Here is a 16,178-nt window from a genome sequence, read left to right on the forward strand (position 1 = left end):
CTATTGGCCCTCCACGTTGAGCGGAAAATGGCAGGCATAGAGATGCGAACGGGAGCCCGTCAGCCGTGGCGTTTCCACACATTTACGCTGTGCATACGGGCAGCGCGGTCCAAGACGGCAGCCAATGGGCAGGCTTTCGAGCGATGGAATCGCGCCGGATAAGGTATTCAGGCGGCTCTTGTGAGGAAGCGGGCGGCCAAAGTCTGGCATCGCACGAATCAGCGCCTGGGTATACGGATGGTGCGGCGTGGTCATCAGGTCTTCACTCTGCGCCGTTTCCACGGTTTGTCCGCAGTACATAACGTTGATCCTGTCAGCCCAGTGACTCAGGGTACGCAGGTCATGGCTGATTAGCAGAATCGTGGTGTTGTTGTTCTGATTCAGACGGCTCAACAGGCGAAAGATCTGCGCCTGCGTCGTCGGCTCCATAGCGTTGGTCGGCTCGTCGGCAATCAGCAGGCGCGGCTGATTCGCCAGTGCGATGGCAATCATCACTTTCTGACACTCGCCCTCGGTGAGTTCGTAGGGAAAGCTGCGCATGATGTCTTTGTGATCTTTAATACCGACGCGGTGCAGCAGCTCGATGGCGCGGTTTTTTCGCCAGAACCAAAAGCGCTTCATCCACGGTCCTTTGTACGTCCAGCGCGGAATCGCCTGCATCAACTGACGGCCGACACTTTCCGAGGGATCAAGACAGGACTGCGGTTCCTGGAAAATCATCGACACATTGTGACCTACGATGCGGCGACGCTCACGCGGCGACAAACGCAGCAAATCCACGTCATCAAAGACCATACGGTCTGCGGTGACGCGCCAGTTGTCGTTGGTCACGCCACAAATCGCCTTGGCAACCAGACTTTTGCCCGAGCCCGACTCACCCACCAGACCGCGAATTTCGCCCTCAGTCAGTGATAAATTGATGCGGTCTACCGCTTTGACCGGCCCGTCAGCGGTCATAAATTCAATCGTCAGATTACGAATATCCAGTAACGGCATTATTCCACTCCTGCCTCGACGGCCCGACGAATGCCGTCACCGAGCAGATTAACCATTAACACGCTGACCATCAGCGCGGCACCGGGAAGCATGACAGTCCAGGGCGCAACATACACCAGCTCCAGCGAATCACCCAGCATCGCGCCCCACTCAGGCGAGGGCAACTGCGCGCCGAGGTCAAGAAAACCCAGTGCGGCGATATCGAGAATAGCCATCGACAGCGCGCGCGTAATTTCACTGATCAGCATAGGCAAAACGTTAGGCAAAATGGCGTGCCACAAAATATTGATGCTGGTGGCGCCATCCAGGCGAGCCGCAATCACATACTCTTTTTCCAGTTCGTCATGAACGGCGCTGTAGATTTCGCGCACCAGGCGCGGCATCAGCGCCAGCCACACGGCCAGTAATGCGTGCTCCAGGCGCGGCCCCAGAAACGCCACTACGATAATGGCCAGCAAGAGTGAGGGAATGGACAGCAGCGTATCCAGGACATGATTCAGCACCGCAGAACGCACACCGTGCGTCATGCCCGCTACAATCCCCAGCACCAGCGCCCAGAAGGTGGCAAACAGCGTGACGAGACTGGCCGATCCAACCGTGGGGGCCACGCCGTTCAGCAGGCGGCTCAGTAAATCACGCCCCAGATCGTCCGTCCCGAGAAAAAAGGAAACCTCACCGTAGCGCGACCAGGAGGGCGGTAGCAGTTGATAACCCAGAAATTGCTGGTCGATGTTGTAAGGGGCCAGAAAATGGCCGAACAGACACAGCAGCAGCAGTGTGCCAAAGCCGTACAGGCCAATCATCGCCGGCATATCGCCATAAAAATGGTGCCAGCTCTGGCGAAACGCACTGGGCAGGCGTTTTTCGGCGTAGATGTTATCGGACGGCATACCATTCCTTATGTTTCAGTGGATTCAGCGCCGCGCCAACGATGTCAGCGAGCACATTCACCACAATCACCAGTCCACCGGTCACCATTACGCCTGCTGAGATGGCCGCATAGTCCTGCTGACGGATGGCGTTAATCAGCCAGCGCCCCAGACCAGGCCAGTTAAAAACCATCTCCGTAATCATCGCCAGCGTTAACATGCTGGAGAACTGTAAACCCAGGCGCGGAATGACAGGCGGAAGGGCGTTATGCAGCACATGACGGCGAATAACGGTAAAGCGCGAGAGCCCGCGGGTCGCCGCAGCTTTAACATAGTTTTTATCGACGACATCGCTGGTGCTGATGCGCAGTAAACGCACAATCTCAGTGGTCGGGGCCATCGCCAGCACGGTCACCGGTAAAATCAGGTACATCAGCACGCTGATCATCATTTCATGCCGCCACGGTGAGGGGCTGAGCCAGGCATCGATTAAAGCAAAACCGGTTATGTTCTGGACCGGATAGAGCAGGTCATAGCGACCGGAAACCGGCAACCAGCCCAGCGTTAACGAGAAAAACAGGGTAAACAGCAGGGCGAGCCAGAAGACCGGGATCGAAAATCCCAGCAAGGCAAACGCGCTGATAACTTTGTCCTGCCATTTATGACGCAGGGCACCCGCACAAATCCCCAGCGGAATGCCGACGATCAAGGCAAGCGTAAAGGCCATCAGGCACAGCTCCATGGTGGCCGGAAAGACCTCGCGCAGTTGCAGGCCAATTTCCTGACCATTGGTGCTGGATACGCCAAAATCCAGTTGCAGCATACCTTTAAACCAAAACCACCAGGCATCGAACAGTGAGGCGCCTTCGAGCGGGGCATTCGGTGTGAAATAGCTCAGGCTGAAACTCACCAGCGAGAGAAAAAACAGCGTAATCACCAGTAACACCAGCCGACGCAAAATATAGATGATCACTTATCGATCCTCCCGCTCATCACGATAAACGCCAGCAAAGGAAGCGTTACCAAACGGACTCAGTACCAGGCCTCTAATATCATGCCGGTAGGCTTGCAGGCGCAAGGATGAAGCCAGCGGCAGGACGGGCAGTTCCTGAGCTAAAATTTGCTGAGCTTTATCATAGCTCTCAATGCGTCCGGACAGCTGTTGCGACAGCAGAGCATTTTTCAGCGTGCTGTCAAACGCAGGCGAGCACCAGTGCGCATAGTTGGTCTGTGAGGCAATCGCCGCGCAGCTCAGCAGGGGACGAAAGAAACTGTCAGGATCGTTACTGTCGGTTGCCCAGCCTGCCAGGGTCAGGTCGTGGTTCATCGCCATCAACTGTGCTTCCTGAAAACGGCCTTCAACCGGCACGATAGTGACGTTAACGCCAATTTGTGCCAGATCGGCCTGAATCAGTTCTGCCGTTTTCAGCGGCGCGGGGTTCCAGGACTGCGAGGCGGCAGGCACCACCAGACGCAGGTGAAGATCGGTCACGCCCGCCGCTTCCAGCGCAGCCCTGGCCTTTTTCGGATCGTAGGCGGTGATGCTGGCATCCGTATCGTAAGCCCAGGAGGCACGCGGCAAAATCGAGGCCGCAGTTTCTGCCGTGCCGTAATAAATCGACTCCATCAGGCGTTCATTATTAATGGCCAGCGCCAGTGCGTGACGCACTTCCGGTCTGTCGAGCGGAGGTTTTCGCGTGTTGAAGGCCAGATAGGCGATGTTCATACCGGGCCGCAACGTCATGCGTAGCCGGGGATCGTCGCGCAGAATGGAAATCTGGCTGGCGGCAGGATAGGCCAGCACATCGCACTCACCGGTCAGCAGTTTCGATAACCGGCCGGCGCCGCCCGCGCCAAGATCAATCACCACCTGTTGCAGGCGCGGTACGCCTTTCCAGTAGTAGGGATTGCGGGCCAGGCGAATATATTGCCCACTGCGGTATTCGCTCAGTTGAAACGGGCCGGTGCCCACAGGTAACCGATCCAGCGTTTCCTGATGACCTGTTTTGTCCAGGCTGTCGGCGTATTCCTTCGAGAGGATGGGCGCATAGTGGGTTGCCATGTGCCAGAGAAACGACGCATCAGGGCTGTTCAGGCGAATTTCGACCGTATAGTTATCGATCTTTTTCACGCTCTGCACGGCGTCAGCGAACTGCAGGCTGTCGAAATAGGGATAATAGCCGCCATTAACGTCATGCCAGGGATGTTTACGGTCAAACATGCGCGCAAAGCTAAAGACCACATCGTCGGCATTCATCGTGCGGGTAGGCGTAAAGTTTGAGGTGTGCTGAAACTGCACACCGTGACGCAAGTGAAAGCGATAGGTCGCGCCGTTATCACGCACCTCCCAGCTGTCTGCCAGGTCAGCCTGTAAACGATAGGTATAGGGATCGACATCAAGCAGGCGGTCATAGAGCTGCGCCGCCAGTGTGTCCACCGTTAAACCACTACTGGCCATCTGCGGGTTAAACGTATTTAGCGTCCCGTTGACGCAATAGACAAAGCCGCTTTGACGAATATCCGTGGCAAGTGCGGGCGCGGACCACACAGGTGCGCTCAACACGCTGAGACTCAGCAACAGCGAAGGCATTAGTTTTAACATAGAACTCAACGATTCTCGGGCATTGGGCAAAGTGTATCGCAAAGCGCGCGTGGTCCCAACTCTGCGTCATCGATTGCCGACGATTCGTACAGCAGGTGTAAACGACCCGCGCAAAAAGGCGCAGCGTTGGTGTGGAGATGAGAAAAATTCTCAATAACACTTTACAGATGCAAACAGGAATGATTATTATTCAGTTGCACTTCGACGGGGCTCTACCGAAGAAGAGCACGACATTGCTCACATTGCTTCCAGTTGCCCGCTTCGGCGGGCCCTTTTTTTACCCGCCTGAATGGCCCCGGCACGTTGTCAGCTTCTGTACGTATATAACAGCCCGCTAATGTTGTCCGTCGCGCGCCTGAATACCGTGTTTTTTCATGATGGCACGGAGTTGATGATAGGTGACGCCCAGTAAGCTGGCCGCCCGGCGCTGATTATACTTTGCCTGTTGCAGGCTGATTTCTACCACGTCACGTTCCTGCTGGTTCTGCCACTGGCGCAGATCAAGCGGAAGTGAAGGCAGGGCGGTTGGCGACTCGGTAGCAGGCAAGGGGGCGGCCCTGTCTGCGGCTTCACTGCGGCGGGCAAACGGGTTAATGATGATTTCATCCAGCGCGGTATCGCTGGTGTTATGGCGATAGACGGATCGTTCGACCACGTTTTTCAGCTCGCGCACGTTGCCCGGCCAGTGATGCTCAAGCAAGGTTTGCTGTGCGCGGGGCGTAAAGCCGGGAAACAACGGCAGTTTGAGCTCCCGACACATCTGTATGGCAAAATGGTCAGCCATGACCAGAATGTCGCTGCGGCGCTCCCGAAGCGGCGGCAACTGCACCACATCAAAGGCCAGGCGATCCAGCAGATCGGCCCGAAACTTACCGGCTTCGGCCAGCGCGGGTAAATCTTCATTGGTGGCGCAGATCAGACGCACATTAACCTGAAAAACATGGTTTCCGCCCACGCGTTCCAGTTGGCCGTATTCAATTACCCGCAACAGTTTTTCCTGAACCAGCATGGGGGCTGTCGCCAGTTCATCAAGAAACAAGGTGCCACCATCCGCGCGCTCAAAGCGGCCCAGATGACGTTTTTGCGCACCGGTAAAGGCACCTGCCTCATGGCCAAAAAGCTCAGAATCAAGCAGATTCTCGTTCAGCGCCGCACAGTTAAGAGAGACAAAAAGGCCCTGCCAGCGATCAGAAAGGTAGTGCAGACGGCTGGCAATCAGCTCCTTACCTGTCCCGCGTTCGCCCACCACCAGCACAGGCTTCTCCAGCGGCGCGAGCTTTGACACCTGCTCCAGCACTTCCAGAAAGTTATTTGATTCGCCCAGCAAATTGTCGTTGTTCACAGATATGATGAATTTCGCCACTGATTAATCAATTTAACTATATTAGGTCAGGCAAAAAAAACTGCCAACTTATTATCGTAATTAAAATCAATAAGATAAAAATTGGCACGCATCTTGAATTAGTTCTCACCAGCAAGCTAAAACTATGACCATAAAGAGGAGCATCATTATGGGTATTTTTTCTCGTTTCGCTGACATCGTTAATGCCAACATCAATTCACTGCTGGAACGCGCAGAGGATCCGCAGAAACTGGTGCGCCTGATGATTCAGGAGATGGAAGATACGCTGGTCGAGGTGCGTTCGACGTCAGCCCGCGCGCTGGCCGAAAAGAAACAGCTGTCACGCCGTATCGAGCAGGCTGAGCTGCAGCAGGCTGAATGGCAGGAAAAAGCAGAACTGGCGATTCGCAAAGATAAAGAAGATCTGGCCCGTTCTGCGCTTATCGAAAAACAGAAGCTGACCGATCTGATCGCCTCGCTCAAACGCGAAGTCGAACAGGTTGACGAAACGCTGACGCGCATGAAAGGTGAGATTGCTGAGCTGGAGAAAAAACTGAGCGAAACCCGCGCGCGCCAGCAGGCGTTGACGCTGCGCCATCAGGCCGCCTCGTCATCCCGTGATGTCCGCCGTCAGCTGGACAGTGGTAAAATTGATGAAGCCATGGCGCGTTTCGAATCGTTTGAACGCCGAATCGATCATATGGAAGCGGAAGCGGAGAGCCACGGTTTTGGTAAACCTAAAACCCTGGATCAGCAGTTTACTGAGCTGAAAGCCGATGACGAAATCAGTCAGCAACTGAATGCGCTGAAAGCCAAAATGAACCGCAGCGAATAAACTGCCGCTGACAGTAGGAAAGGATTAAGGAGAGTCAATGAGCGCACTATTTTTGGCGATACCTCTTACAATATTTGTGCTGTTCGTGGCCCCCGTCTGGCTGTGGTTACACTACAGTAACAAGCGCAGCGGCGGAGCGGAGCTGTCACAGAGTCAGATGCAGCGTCTGCAACAGGTGACCCGGGATGCTCAGCGCATGCGCGAACGCATTGATGCGTTAGAAGCGATCCTGGATGCAGAACATCCTAACTGGAGGCAGCCATGATAAGAGGCCGTAAATTATGGCGTAAGCCTGACGAAGGAAAGCTGATGGGCGTCTGTGCCGGGCTGGCTGAGTATCTGGATGTGCCGGTGCGGCTGCTGCGTATCATTGTGGTGTTATCGCTGTTCTTTGGGCTGTTTGTGTTTACCGTGATCGCCTACTTTGTGCTGGGTTTTGTGCTGGACGTAAAACCTGCTGGCGTGGACAACGGTGAAGCTCAGCCCACAGCCAGCGAACTGCTTGACCAACTGGAAACCGCGCTGCAACAGGATGAGCGTAATGTTCGCGATATAGAACGTTACGTCACCTCTGAAACGTTTAGTGTGCGCAGTCGTTTCCGTCAGATTTAATTATCGTCTGCTACGGGCCAGACCGGCCCGTCTGCTGATGACCGGGAGGTATTCATGACCGTTTCGCGCGCAGCAACGTTTCGCCATCGTGCCACACCTGCATTGAAGTCAGCCGCCAGATTCATCATTATCAATGCTGTTACTTACGGGCCTGCCGGTGTGACCGGCTGGGCCGTCAAATCGGTCGCGCGCCGTCCACTGCGCATTTTGCTTGGCCTGGCGCTTGAGCCGCTATTGAAACGCGTGATGAACCGGGTAGCGTCGCGCTTCATCAGGGAAAACGATGAAAAGACTGCAAACTGAACTGATAGCATTAATGAATCGCGGCGTCGACCGCCACCTTCGCCTGGCGGTCACCGGTCTCAGCCGCAGTGGTAAAACAGCTTTTATCACCTCGCTGGTCAACCAACTTCTTTCTGTCCACAGCGGCGCTCGTTTGCCGCTGTTTTCCGTTGTGCGTGATGAACGCCTGTTAGGGGTGAAACGCGTGCCGCAACGTGACATGGGCACGGCCCGTTTCACCTATGATGAAGGGCTGGCGCAGCTTTACGGTTCACCACCTGCCTGGCCCACGCCCACGCGTGGCGTCAGCGAAATGCGCCTGGCGTTACGTTACCGTCCGCATGACACGCTGCTGCGTCATCTGAAAGAGACCGCCACGCTCTATCTTGAAATCGTTGATTACCCCGGCGAATGGTTGCTTGATCTGCCAATGCTGGCACAGGATTACCTGACCTGGTCACGCCAGATGAACGGCTTGTTGCAGGGCGATCGCGCCCTGTGGGCGCAACCCTGGCGCGACCTGTGTCAGCGCCTCGATCCGCTGGCACCGGCTGAAGAGAACCGTTTAGCCGACATTGCCGAGGCCTGGACTGACTACCTGCATCGCTGCAAAGCCGAAGGATTACACTTTATCCAGTCAGGCCGCTTCGTGCTGCCCGGCGATATGGCGGGCGCGCCCGCACTACAGTTTTTTCCGTGGCCTACCGCTGACGATGCCCAGGCGGCGAAACTGGCGCAGGCGGACAAAGGCAGCAATTTCGCCATGCTGCAACAGCGGTTTCATTACTACTGCCAGCATGTTGTTAAAGGATTCTATAAAAACCATTTCGTGCGCTTTGACCGCCAGATTGTGCTGGTGGACTGCCTGCAACCGCTCAACAGCGGCCCGCAGGCCTTTAACGATATGCGGTTAGCCCTCACGCAGCTTATGCAGAGTTTTCACTACGGTCAGCGCACGCTGTTTCGCCGTCTCTTTTCGCCGGTGATCGATAAGCTGCTGTTCGCCGCCACCAAAGCCGATCACATTACCCACGACCAGCACGGCAATATGGTGTCCCTGTTACAGCAACTGGTGCAGGATGCCTGGCAAAATGCCGCGTTTGAAGGTATCAGCATGGACTGTATTGGTCTGGCTTCGGTACAGGCGACCCAGAGTGGACAGGTTGATCATCAGGGTGAAAAAATCCCCGCGTTGCGCGGGCACCGCTTAGCGGATGGCGAGGCACTGACGGTCTATCCGGGTGAAGTTCCCCCGCGCCTGCCTGGGGCGGCGTTCTGGCAACAACAGGGTTTTCAGTTTGAGCAGTTTCGCCCACAGCAACTGGATATCGATCGTCCTCTGCCGCACATCCGCATGGATGCGGCACTGGAGTTTTTACTGGGAGATAAATTGCGATGAGCGATCCGTTAAAGCCGCGTATTGATTTTGCCACGCCGCTGAACGACAAGCCGAATGACGTGTTGCGTCCGGCGCAAACCTTCGACGCGGAACCCCGGGACGCGTTTTTAGCCGTTGCAGAAAGCGAGACGGTGGTGGAAGAGGAAAGCGCAGGGGAGCGCGCCGTCGAAGCGACCCTGAAACCCAAACGCAGTTTGTGGCGCAACATGGTCGGTGCCGGGCTGGGCCTGTTTGGGATCAGCATCGTGGCGCAGGGCGTGCAGTGGAGCCACAACGCCTGGCTGGCGCACGACTGGTTTGCGCTGGGCAGCGGGATGGCCGGGGGACTGATCGTGGCCGCGGGTGTCGGCGCGTTAACCCGCGAGTGGCGACGACTGTATCAGCTGCGTCAGCGTGCAGAAGAGCGCGATCTGGGTCGGGAACTGCTTAACAGCCACAGCGTGGGTAAAGGGCGGGATTTTTGCGAAAAACTGGCTCGCCAGGCCGAACTCGATCAGGCGCATCCTGCGTTACAACGCTGGCATGCTTCGCTCCATGAAACCCATAATGACGGTGAAACCGTGCGGTTGTATGTCCAACTGGTGCAGCCGGTGCTCGATCGCCAGGCCCGGCGGGAAATCAGTCGTCATGCCGCAGAATCCGCCCTGATGATTGCGGTGAGTCCGTTGGCGCTGGTCGATATGGCCTTTATTGCCTGGCGCAATATCAGGCTGGTCAACCGTATTGCCGCTATTTACGGTATTGAACTGGGCTACTACAGCCGACTGCGCCTGTTCCGGCTGGTGCTGCTGAATATGGCATTTGCCGGCGCATCTGAGCTGGTGCGTGAAGTGGGCATGGACTGGATGTCGCAGGATATCGCGGCGCGCCTGTCCGCCCGTGCCGCGCAGGGCATTGGCGCAGGCCTGCTGACCGCGCGTCTTTGCATTAAAGCCATGGAGCTGTGTCGGCCGTTACCCTGGCTGGAAAACGACAAACCCCGCCTGGGCGACTACCGTCGTGAATTGATCGGCCAGATAAAAGAAGCGCTGCAGAGGGGCGGAGAGAAACGCCAGTAACGGTTGTGCACTGAAACGTGAGTGCAGATGCTGTGCCTTCTGTGCTTTATCTCCTGACAACGTTGAGCGAATGTCACCGTCAGGGCTCTCCCGCCATCGCCGCAGCCTGCCGTTTAAAAAAAACGCGCTTGCATAAAGGCTGTCAACTTTTCCTGACAGCCCCCTTTCTGCGGCGTAGGGGTTTAGCGTATTATCGCCGGATAATAAACGGATAAGGCCCACGCAATGCGTTTAGAAGTGTTTTGTCAGGACCGAATCGGCCTGGCGCGCGAATTACTGGATCTTTTGGTTGCGCGCGGAATCGATCTTCGCGGCATCGAAGTGGCCTCATCAGGCCGCATCTATCTTAATTTCTCCACGCTTGAGTTTGAGCAGTTCAGTAACCTGATGGCAGAAATCCGTCGCACGCCGGGCGTAACGGATGTTCGCACGGTGCCCTATATGCCTTCAGAGCGGGAGCATCGGGTACTGAGCGCCTTGCTGGTTGCCATGCCCGAGCCGGTTTTTTCTGTTGATCTCAGAAGCAAGGTAGAACTGGCCAACCCGGCCGCGCAAAACCTGTTTAATCTGGATGAGAACAAGATCCGCAATGTGAATGCCGACCACCTGATCAACGGTTTTAATTTTGGCCGCTGGCTGGAAAACGAACGTGTCCAGGCGCAGGCGCAGCATGTGGTCATTGAAGGGCGCGATTTTCTGATGGAAGCCCATCCCATCTATCTGTCTGCCGACAGCGAACAGCAGGATCAGCTGGTAGGTGCGATGGTAATGCTGAAGTCCACCGCCAGGATGGGGCGCCAGTTACAAAACTTGGTGGTGACGGACGAAACGGAGTTCGATCATATCGTCGCCGTGACGCCCAAAATGCGTCAGGTGGTGGAGCAGGCACGTAAACTGGCAATGCATGATGCGCCATTACTGATTATTGGTGATACCGGCACCGGTAAAGATATGCTGGCCCGTGCCTGCCATTTACGCAGTGCGCGTGGAAAAATGCCGTTTCTGGCACTTAACTGCGCTTCACTTCCCGATGATGTGGCGGAAAGTGAGCTGTTTGGTCACGCGGCGGGCGCGTATCCCAATGCGCTGGAAGGCAAAAAGGGCTTTTTCGAACAGGCCAATGGCGGCTCGGTGCTGCTGGATGAAATTGGCGAAATGTCGCCCACGATGCAGACCAAGCTGCTGCGCTTCCTGAATGACGGCACCTTCCGTCGCGTTGGGGAAGAGCATGAAGTGCATGTCAACGTGCGCGTCATTTGCGCCACGCAGAAGAATTTATTCGAACTGGTGCAGCGTGGCGAGTTCCGGGAAGACTTGTTCTATCGCCTTAACGTCCTGACGCTTAACCTGCCGCCGCTGCGCGAGCGTGTGCAGGACATCATGCCGCTGACGGAAATGTTTGTGGCGCGTTTTGCCGATGAACAGGGGATTCCCCGACCACGCCTTTCTTCGCAGCTCAACGCGTTTCTGGTGCGTTACAACTGGCCGGGCAATGTGCGCCAGTTGAAAAACGCGCTGTATCGGGCGCTGACCCAGCTCGAAGGCCACGAATTGCGCCCTCAGGACATCGTACTGCCGGAACAGGCGCTCGATGTGTCGCTGGGAGAAGAGGCGATGGAAGGGACGCTGGATCAGATTACCCGTCGCTTTGAACGTTCCATCCTCACGCGTTTGTATCTTTCTTATCCCAGTACGCGAAAACTGGCAAAACGGCTTGGCGTTTCGCACACGGCGATTGCCAATAAGTTGCGGGAATACGAGTTAGGGCAGAAACGCGGGGACAGCGACGGCGAATAACAACACAGCGGATAAGCGGGCGCTTATCCGCTGTGTCCCGTCTTATTTCAGTGCGGCAAGCGCAGCATCATAATCCGGCTCGGTGGTGATCTCATTCACCAGCTGGCTGTACAGCACGTTGTCATGCTCATCCAGCACGATGACGGCACGCGCGGTCAGGCCCTGCAGGGCACCGTCAGCAATTTCCACCCCGTAATCCTGTTTGAACTCGCCACCGCGCAGCGTGGACAGCGTGACCACGTTATTCAGGTTATCTGCGCCGCAGAAGCGAGACTGAGCAAACGGCAGATCGGCTGAAATGCATAACACCACGGTATTATTCAGTTCGCCCGCCAGTTGGTTAAATTTACGTACCGAAGACGCACACACGCCAGTATCGACGCTGGGAAAAATATTCAGAATCTTGCGTTTTCCTGCATACTCAGAGAGTGAGACATTCGCGAGGTTTTTGGCCACCAGCGTAAAAGGTTTAGCGCTATCGCCGGGCTGCGGAAACTGGCCAGCAACCGCTACCGGGTTGCCCTGAAAGTGAACAGTCTGAGACATACGAATTCCTTCTAATGATGTTATCTGACAAAAAAATAGGGCATCAGTACAGATATAGCCTTTGTTTATGACATAAATTTTAAGGGTTTACGAGTGTAATTGTTGCCTGAATTTAAATGACAGTGATGAATCGCTGACAACAAGGAGCGCTAATGAGGACGGTAAAATGTTATCCCGAAGCCTGGCCGTTGCATACGCCGTTTGTCATCGCGCGCGGCAGCCGCACTGAAGCCAAAGTCGTGGTGGTGGAAATTGAAGAAAACGGAGTAAAAGGCACGGGAGAAGCCACGCCCTATACGCGCTATGGCGAAAGCGAAGCGCTGGTGCTGGAGCACATCGCGACGGTGATGCCCCAGCTTCAGCAGGGCCTGACCCGCGAGGCACTGCAAACGCTGTTGCCCGCAGGGGCCGCCCGAAATGCCATTGACTGCGCGCTGTGGGATCTGGCCGCCCGGCAGCAGCACCGCACGCTGGAACAGGTCGTCGGCATTGCACCGATCGCGTCAGTGGTCACCGCACAAACGGTCAGCATTGATACACCAGAGGCGATGGCCAGCAGTGCCCAGGCACTGTGGCAGCATGGCGCAACGCTGCTCAAAATTAAAATGGACAACAACTTTATCACTGAGCGCCTGATGGCGATCCGTGCGGCGGTGCCCGACGCCACGTTAATCGTGGATGCGAATGAGTCATGGCACGCCGAAGGGCTGGCGGCACGCTGCCAGCTGTTAGCCGATCTGGAAATCGCTATGCTGGAACAGCCGTTACCGGCTGGAGAAGACGAGGCGCTGGCAAATTTTATTCACCCTTTACCCATCTGTGCCGATGAGAGTTGCCACACGCGGGAAAGCCTGCCCGCGCTGCATGGGCGCTACGACATGGTGAATATCAAACTTGATAAAGCCGGTGGGCTGACGGAAGCGCTGGCGCTGGCACAGGCTGCGCGCGATCAGGGCTTTACGCTGATGTTGGGCTGCATGATCTGTACGTCCCGGGCGATTCGCGCCGCCTTGCCGCTGGTACCTATGGTGCGCTTTGCCGATTTGGATGGTGCCACCTGGCTGGCTGTTGATGTCGAGCCCGCCCTGAAGGTACAGAACGGGGCATTAATCACGGCTGCCAGCGTAGCAGATTAACCATCACCTCCAGCCACGTTTCCGTCGCCTCATCTACCGCAATGACGGGCATCTCTGCGGTCACGCACGGCAGACTCAGGTCGTGACACCAACTGCCAAAGGAGCCGGGCGTGGCATAGCCCACGCTGCTGACGCGCGGCAAACCCGTCTGCGCGGCCAGCCAGGCACCGACCTCGGCGTGATGCGGATCGTCGATACAGGCCAGCGGCTCATGCCAGGAAACCACCCAGGCCGGTTTTAGCTGATGAATCAGGCTGCATAACGCCTGGGTTTCCGGCTCTGAGGCGGGATGTGCCCCTGTCGAAAGCGTCACATCCCGCGCGTCTGCCGCGCTGTTCCAGCGGTACACCGTTTCACCTGACTGCCAGTTAGCCGCCGGGAAGTTACGGTTCAGGTCAACGCCATTAGCATTCGCCCGCAGCCCCAGCTGGCAGCCGTCGGGATTGACCGCCAGAACAACGTGATGACGGCGCAGGCCGTCAGGCAGGGTGCGCAGCGCCGCAGAAAGGGTCGCAATCGCGGCGTTTTCATCACCGTGCGTGCCAGCCAGAATCAGTCCACTGTTGCTGTCAGTCTGATTGGCGGGAAACCAGAGCAGCGGGGCACCCAGAACGGAACGCCCGTATTGCTGCCAGGAAATAGCCAGTTTTCCGCGCTGTGAGCGGGGATGCATTGACGGCATAGTGACATTCTCCAGAGGGTTTCCTTAAAAGTAGCGGAAAAGCAGCCGGGGGAAAATAGCTATTTATCAATCAGCAATTTGCGATAAAGTGGCCGGTAACAGGCTGACTCAGTGAGACGCTGATGCAGCACTTCTTTATCGTAAAGGGGTGAACATGATTATTCGCTTTTCTCCAACGCTAACCGCCCTGAGTCTGCTTAGCGCCACCTTACCCGTTTTTGCCGCAGAGGTACCCGCAGGCGCGCAGCTCGCCGCAAAACAAGAGATCGTCCGTCACATCAAAGATGAGCCTGCGTCACTTGACCCGGCTAAAGCCGTGGGACTGCCCGAAATCCAGGTGATGCGCGATCTCTACGAAGGGCTCACCAGCCAGGATGCTCACGGGAAAATTGTGCCGGGCGTGGCACAAAGCTGGAGCAGCAGTGATAACAAAGTCTGGATTTTCACCCTGCGCAATAATGCACGCTGGTCTGATGGCGAGCCCGTCACTGCACAGGATTTTGTCTACAGCTGGCAGCGCGTAGTGGATCCTAAAACCAGTTCGTCTCAGGCCTCTTTTGTCGCGCTCAGTGGTTTAAGTGAGGCGGACGCTATCGCTAAAGGGACGACAACACCGGACAAACTGGGCGTCACCGCGCTGGATAAACACCGCCTGAAAGTGACGCTCTCGCGCCCGGTGCCCTGGTTTCCGGCCATGGTGTCTAATGTGGCTTTCTATCCCGTCCCGCAACGCGTGATTCAGAAAGAGGGCGATCAGTGGACACAGCCCGGCAAGCTGGTCGGAAACGGCGCTTACCAACTTGACAGCCGAGTGGTTAACGAAAAAATCGTACTGGTGCGTAATCCCCGCTACTGGGATAACGCGCACTCCGTGTTAACTAAAGTGACCTTTTTGCCCATCAACGAAGAATCCAGCGCCACCAAGCGCTACCGCGCGGGCGATGTGGACATTACCGAATCGTTTCCTAAAAACATGTATGCCCTGCTGAAAAAGACGCTGCCGGGGCAGGTTTATACGCCGGATCAACTCGGAACCTACTATTACGCCTTTAATACGCAGCAGGGCCCTACGGCCGATGCGCGCGTACGCAAAGCGCTGTCATGGAGTATCGATCGCCAGGTTATCGCGGACAAAGTCTTGGGCACGGGTGAAAAACCGGCCTGGCACTTTACACCAGATGTGACCGCCGGATTTACACCGCTGCCTGCCTTGCAGCAACAGCATAATCAACAAGAGATGGACGCGCAGGCCAGAGCGTTGCTGGCGGCGGCAGGATACGGGCCGGCGAAACCCCTGAAGCTGACGCTGTTGTATAACACGTCTGAAAGCCACCAGAAGATTGCCATTGCGGTTGCATCCATGTGGAAGAAGAATCTTGGCGTGGACGTGAAGCTGGAAAATCAGGAGTGGAAAACCTATATCGACAGCCGAAACTCTGGACGCTTTGACGTCATCCGCGCCTCCTGGGTGGGGGACTACAATGAGCCGTCGACCTTTTTAACTCTGCTGACATCCGGCACCAGCAGTAATATCCCGCGCTTCAAAAATGCCGAATATGATGCTGTGATCGCCAAGGCGAGCATGGAAACCAGTGACCAGGCCCGCAATGCAGATTACAACCGGGCCGAACAAATCATTGCGGAACAGGCCCCCATCGCGCCCATTTACCAGTACACCAATGGCCGCCTGATCAAGCCGTGGGTGAAAGGCTATCCGATCACCAACCCGGAAGATGTCGCCTACAGCCGTGAACTGTGGATTGAGAAACACTGATCTAAGGCGGTCTGCCACGGGCCGCCTTCTGACATCTTTGTACACAGGCTCAGGATTGCAACTCAACACCGCCACGCTAAATAACTGATCCTAATACCGCTACACTTTAGCCAGCCCATGTTTTCCCCCGGGGAATGGGCTGACGGTATTCATAAAGTGATGGACCTTTTTCAACAGTTGCCACATTGAACTGCACTGGTGATTTCGGGTTATTGTCTCATGAAGCGCCTGCCACAACCGTTCGACAT

Annotated in this window: 16 protein-coding genes and 1 pseudogene; 9 read left to right on the forward strand and 8 right to left on the reverse strand. The window is 56.1% G+C overall.

Annotated elements, in window-relative coordinates; genetic code table 11:
* The 5 genes from sapD to pspF form a co-directional block, all read right to left on the reverse strand.
* Window positions 1–996, reverse strand: coding sequence for a putrescine export ABC transporter ATP-binding protein SapD (gene sapD, locus F7Q90_RS08740; protein WP_006119309.1), 996 nt, complete (start codon window positions 994–996; stop codon window positions 1–3).
* Window positions 996–1,886: a putrescine export ABC transporter permease SapC gene (gene sapC / locus F7Q90_RS08745; RefSeq protein WP_006119307.1), complete on the reverse strand. Its 891-nt coding sequence runs from the start codon at window positions 1,884–1,886 to the stop codon at window positions 996–998. The genes sapD and sapC overlap by 1 nt, the downstream gene beginning before the upstream one ends.
* On the reverse strand, window positions 1,873–2,838 hold the full coding sequence (sapB, locus tag F7Q90_RS08750; protein ID WP_006119306.1) for a putrescine export ABC transporter permease SapB: 966 nt from the start codon (window positions 2,836–2,838) through the stop codon (window positions 1,873–1,875). Before sapB ends, sapC begins: the two co-directional genes overlap by 14 nt.
* The gene (gene sapA / locus F7Q90_RS08755; protein WP_006119304.1) at window positions 2,839–4,467 is read right to left on the reverse strand and encodes an ABC transporter substrate-binding protein SapA; all 1,629 of its coding nucleotides are present in this window, start codon (window positions 4,465–4,467) and stop codon (window positions 2,839–2,841) included.
* Between the two features lie 334 nt (window positions 4,468–4,801).
* Window positions 4,802–5,815, reverse strand: a complete 1,014-nt coding sequence (pspF, locus tag F7Q90_RS08760) for a phage shock protein operon transcriptional activator (protein ID WP_044242047.1) — start codon at window positions 5,813–5,815, stop codon at window positions 4,802–4,804.
* A 163-nt stretch (window positions 5,816–5,978) separates the two neighbouring features.
* Here pspF and pspA point away from each other — a divergent pair, with 163 nt between their 5' ends.
* The 7 genes from pspA to tyrR all read left to right on the forward strand — a co-directional run bounded on the left by pspA (window position 5,979) and on the right by tyrR (window position 11,792).
* Entirely contained in the window at window positions 5,979–6,644 is a 666-nt protein-coding gene (gene pspA / locus F7Q90_RS08765; protein ID WP_006119300.1) for a phage shock protein PspA, read from the forward strand.
* A gap of 37 nt (window positions 6,645–6,681) precedes the next feature.
* On the forward strand, window positions 6,682–6,909 hold the full coding sequence (gene pspB / locus F7Q90_RS08770; RefSeq protein ID WP_006119299.1) for an envelope stress response membrane protein PspB: 228 nt from the start codon (window positions 6,682–6,684) through the stop codon (window positions 6,907–6,909).
* Window positions 6,906–7,256 (forward strand): envelope stress response membrane protein PspC, encoded by a 351-nt coding sequence (gene pspC, locus F7Q90_RS08775; protein WP_006119297.1) that lies wholly within the window; start codon window positions 6,906–6,908, stop codon window positions 7,254–7,256. Before pspB ends, pspC begins: the two co-directional genes overlap by 4 nt.
* A 54-nt stretch (window positions 7,257–7,310) precedes the next feature.
* The gene (gene pspD, locus F7Q90_RS08780; protein WP_006119296.1) at window positions 7,311–7,559 is read left to right on the forward strand and encodes a phage shock protein PspD; all 249 of its coding nucleotides are present in this window, start codon (window positions 7,311–7,313) and stop codon (window positions 7,557–7,559) included.
* Window positions 7,540–8,937, forward strand: a complete 1,398-nt coding sequence (locus F7Q90_RS08785; protein ID WP_006119295.1) for a YcjX family GTP-binding protein — start codon at window positions 7,540–7,542, stop codon at window positions 8,935–8,937. The genes pspD and F7Q90_RS08785 overlap by 20 nt, the downstream gene beginning before the upstream one ends.
* Window positions 8,934–9,995 carry a TIGR01620 family protein gene (locus tag F7Q90_RS08790; protein ID WP_006119293.1) on the forward strand — a complete coding sequence of 354 codons (1,062 nt, stop codon included), beginning with the start codon at window positions 8,934–8,936 and terminating at the stop codon, window positions 9,993–9,995. Before F7Q90_RS08785 ends, F7Q90_RS08790 begins: the two co-directional genes overlap by 4 nt.
* A 225-nt stretch (window positions 9,996–10,220) precedes the next feature.
* The gene (gene tyrR / locus F7Q90_RS08795) at window positions 10,221–11,792 is read left to right on the forward strand and encodes a transcriptional regulator TyrR (protein WP_006119291.1); all 1,572 of its coding nucleotides are present in this window, start codon (window positions 10,221–10,223) and stop codon (window positions 11,790–11,792) included.
* A 42-nt stretch (window positions 11,793–11,834) separates the two neighbouring features.
* Here the strand turns inward: tyrR and tpx are convergent, their stop codons facing one another.
* Complete coding sequence (gene tpx / locus F7Q90_RS08800; protein WP_006119290.1) at window positions 11,835–12,338, reverse strand: thiol peroxidase; 504 nt, start codon at window positions 12,336–12,338, stop codon at window positions 11,835–11,837.
* A 152-nt stretch (window positions 12,339–12,490) separates the two neighbouring features.
* Here tpx and ycjG point away from each other — a divergent pair, with 152 nt between their 5' ends.
* The gene (gene ycjG / locus F7Q90_RS08805; RefSeq protein ID WP_006119286.1) at window positions 12,491–13,474 is read left to right on the forward strand and encodes an L-Ala-D/L-Glu epimerase; all 984 of its coding nucleotides are present in this window, start codon (window positions 12,491–12,493) and stop codon (window positions 13,472–13,474) included.
* On the opposite strand, the gene mpaA is transcribed toward ycjG, so the two are convergent.
* Window positions 13,449–14,156, reverse strand: coding sequence for a murein tripeptide amidase MpaA (mpaA, locus tag F7Q90_RS08810; protein WP_006119285.1), 708 nt, complete (start codon window positions 14,154–14,156; stop codon window positions 13,449–13,451). The two genes, ycjG and mpaA, sit on opposite strands and share 26 nt — an antisense overlap.
* A gap of 154 nt (window positions 14,157–14,310) precedes the next feature.
* Between mpaA and F7Q90_RS08815 the strand changes: the two genes are divergently transcribed.
* Entirely contained in the window at window positions 14,311–15,930 is a 1,620-nt protein-coding gene (locus tag F7Q90_RS08815) for a peptide ABC transporter substrate-binding protein (RefSeq protein ID WP_006119283.1), read from the forward strand.
* Between the two features lie 99 nt (window positions 15,931–16,029).
* On the opposite strand, the pseudogene F7Q90_RS08820 reads toward F7Q90_RS08815, so the two are convergent.
* Window positions 16,030–16,178, reverse strand: a pseudogene (locus F7Q90_RS08820) (IS630 family transposase); the annotation flags it as partial.

Origin of the sequence: Pantoea stewartii subsp. stewartii (assembly GCF_008801695.1) — a bacterium.
GTDB lineage: Bacteria > Pseudomonadota > Gammaproteobacteria > Enterobacterales > Enterobacteriaceae > Pantoea > Pantoea stewartii.

What these genes read in the sequence shown, in the direction of transcription:
- ycjG (WP_006119286.1), top strand. Translation starts at nt 12,491, where the DNA reads ATGAGGACGGTAAAATGTTATCCCGAAGCCTGGCCGTTGCATACGCCG.
- pspB (WP_006119299.1), top strand. Translation starts at nt 6,682, where the DNA reads ATGAGCGCACTATTTTTGGCGATACCTCTTACAATATTTGTGCTGTTC.
- sapD (WP_006119309.1), bottom strand. Translation starts at nt 996, where the DNA reads ATGCCGTTACTGGATATTCGTAATCTGACGATTGAATTTATGACCGCT.
- F7Q90_RS08815 (WP_006119283.1), top strand. Translation starts at nt 14,311, where the DNA reads ATGATTATTCGCTTTTCTCCAACGCTAACCGCCCTGAGTCTGCTTAGC.
- F7Q90_RS08785 (WP_006119295.1), top strand. Translation starts at nt 7,540, where the DNA reads ATGAAAAGACTGCAAACTGAACTGATAGCATTAATGAATCGCGGCGTC.
- tyrR (WP_006119291.1), top strand. Translation starts at nt 10,221, where the DNA reads ATGCGTTTAGAAGTGTTTTGTCAGGACCGAATCGGCCTGGCGCGCGAA.
- pspD (WP_006119296.1), top strand. Translation starts at nt 7,311, where the DNA reads ATGACCGTTTCGCGCGCAGCAACGTTTCGCCATCGTGCCACACCTGCA.
- tpx (WP_006119290.1), bottom strand. Translation starts at nt 12,338, where the DNA reads ATGTCTCAGACTGTTCACTTTCAGGGCAACCCGGTAGCGGTTGCTGGC.
- sapA (WP_006119304.1), bottom strand. Translation starts at nt 4,467, where the DNA reads ATGTTAAAACTAATGCCTTCGCTGTTGCTGAGTCTCAGCGTGTTGAGC.
- pspC (WP_006119297.1), top strand. Translation starts at nt 6,906, where the DNA reads ATGATAAGAGGCCGTAAATTATGGCGTAAGCCTGACGAAGGAAAGCTG.
- F7Q90_RS08790 (WP_006119293.1), top strand. Translation starts at nt 8,934, where the DNA reads ATGAGCGATCCGTTAAAGCCGCGTATTGATTTTGCCACGCCGCTGAAC.
- mpaA (WP_006119285.1), bottom strand. Translation starts at nt 14,156, where the DNA reads ATGCCGTCAATGCATCCCCGCTCACAGCGCGGAAAACTGGCTATTTCC.
- sapC (WP_006119307.1), bottom strand. Translation starts at nt 1,886, where the DNA reads ATGCCGTCCGATAACATCTACGCCGAAAAACGCCTGCCCAGTGCGTTT.
- pspA (WP_006119300.1), top strand. Translation starts at nt 5,979, where the DNA reads ATGGGTATTTTTTCTCGTTTCGCTGACATCGTTAATGCCAACATCAAT.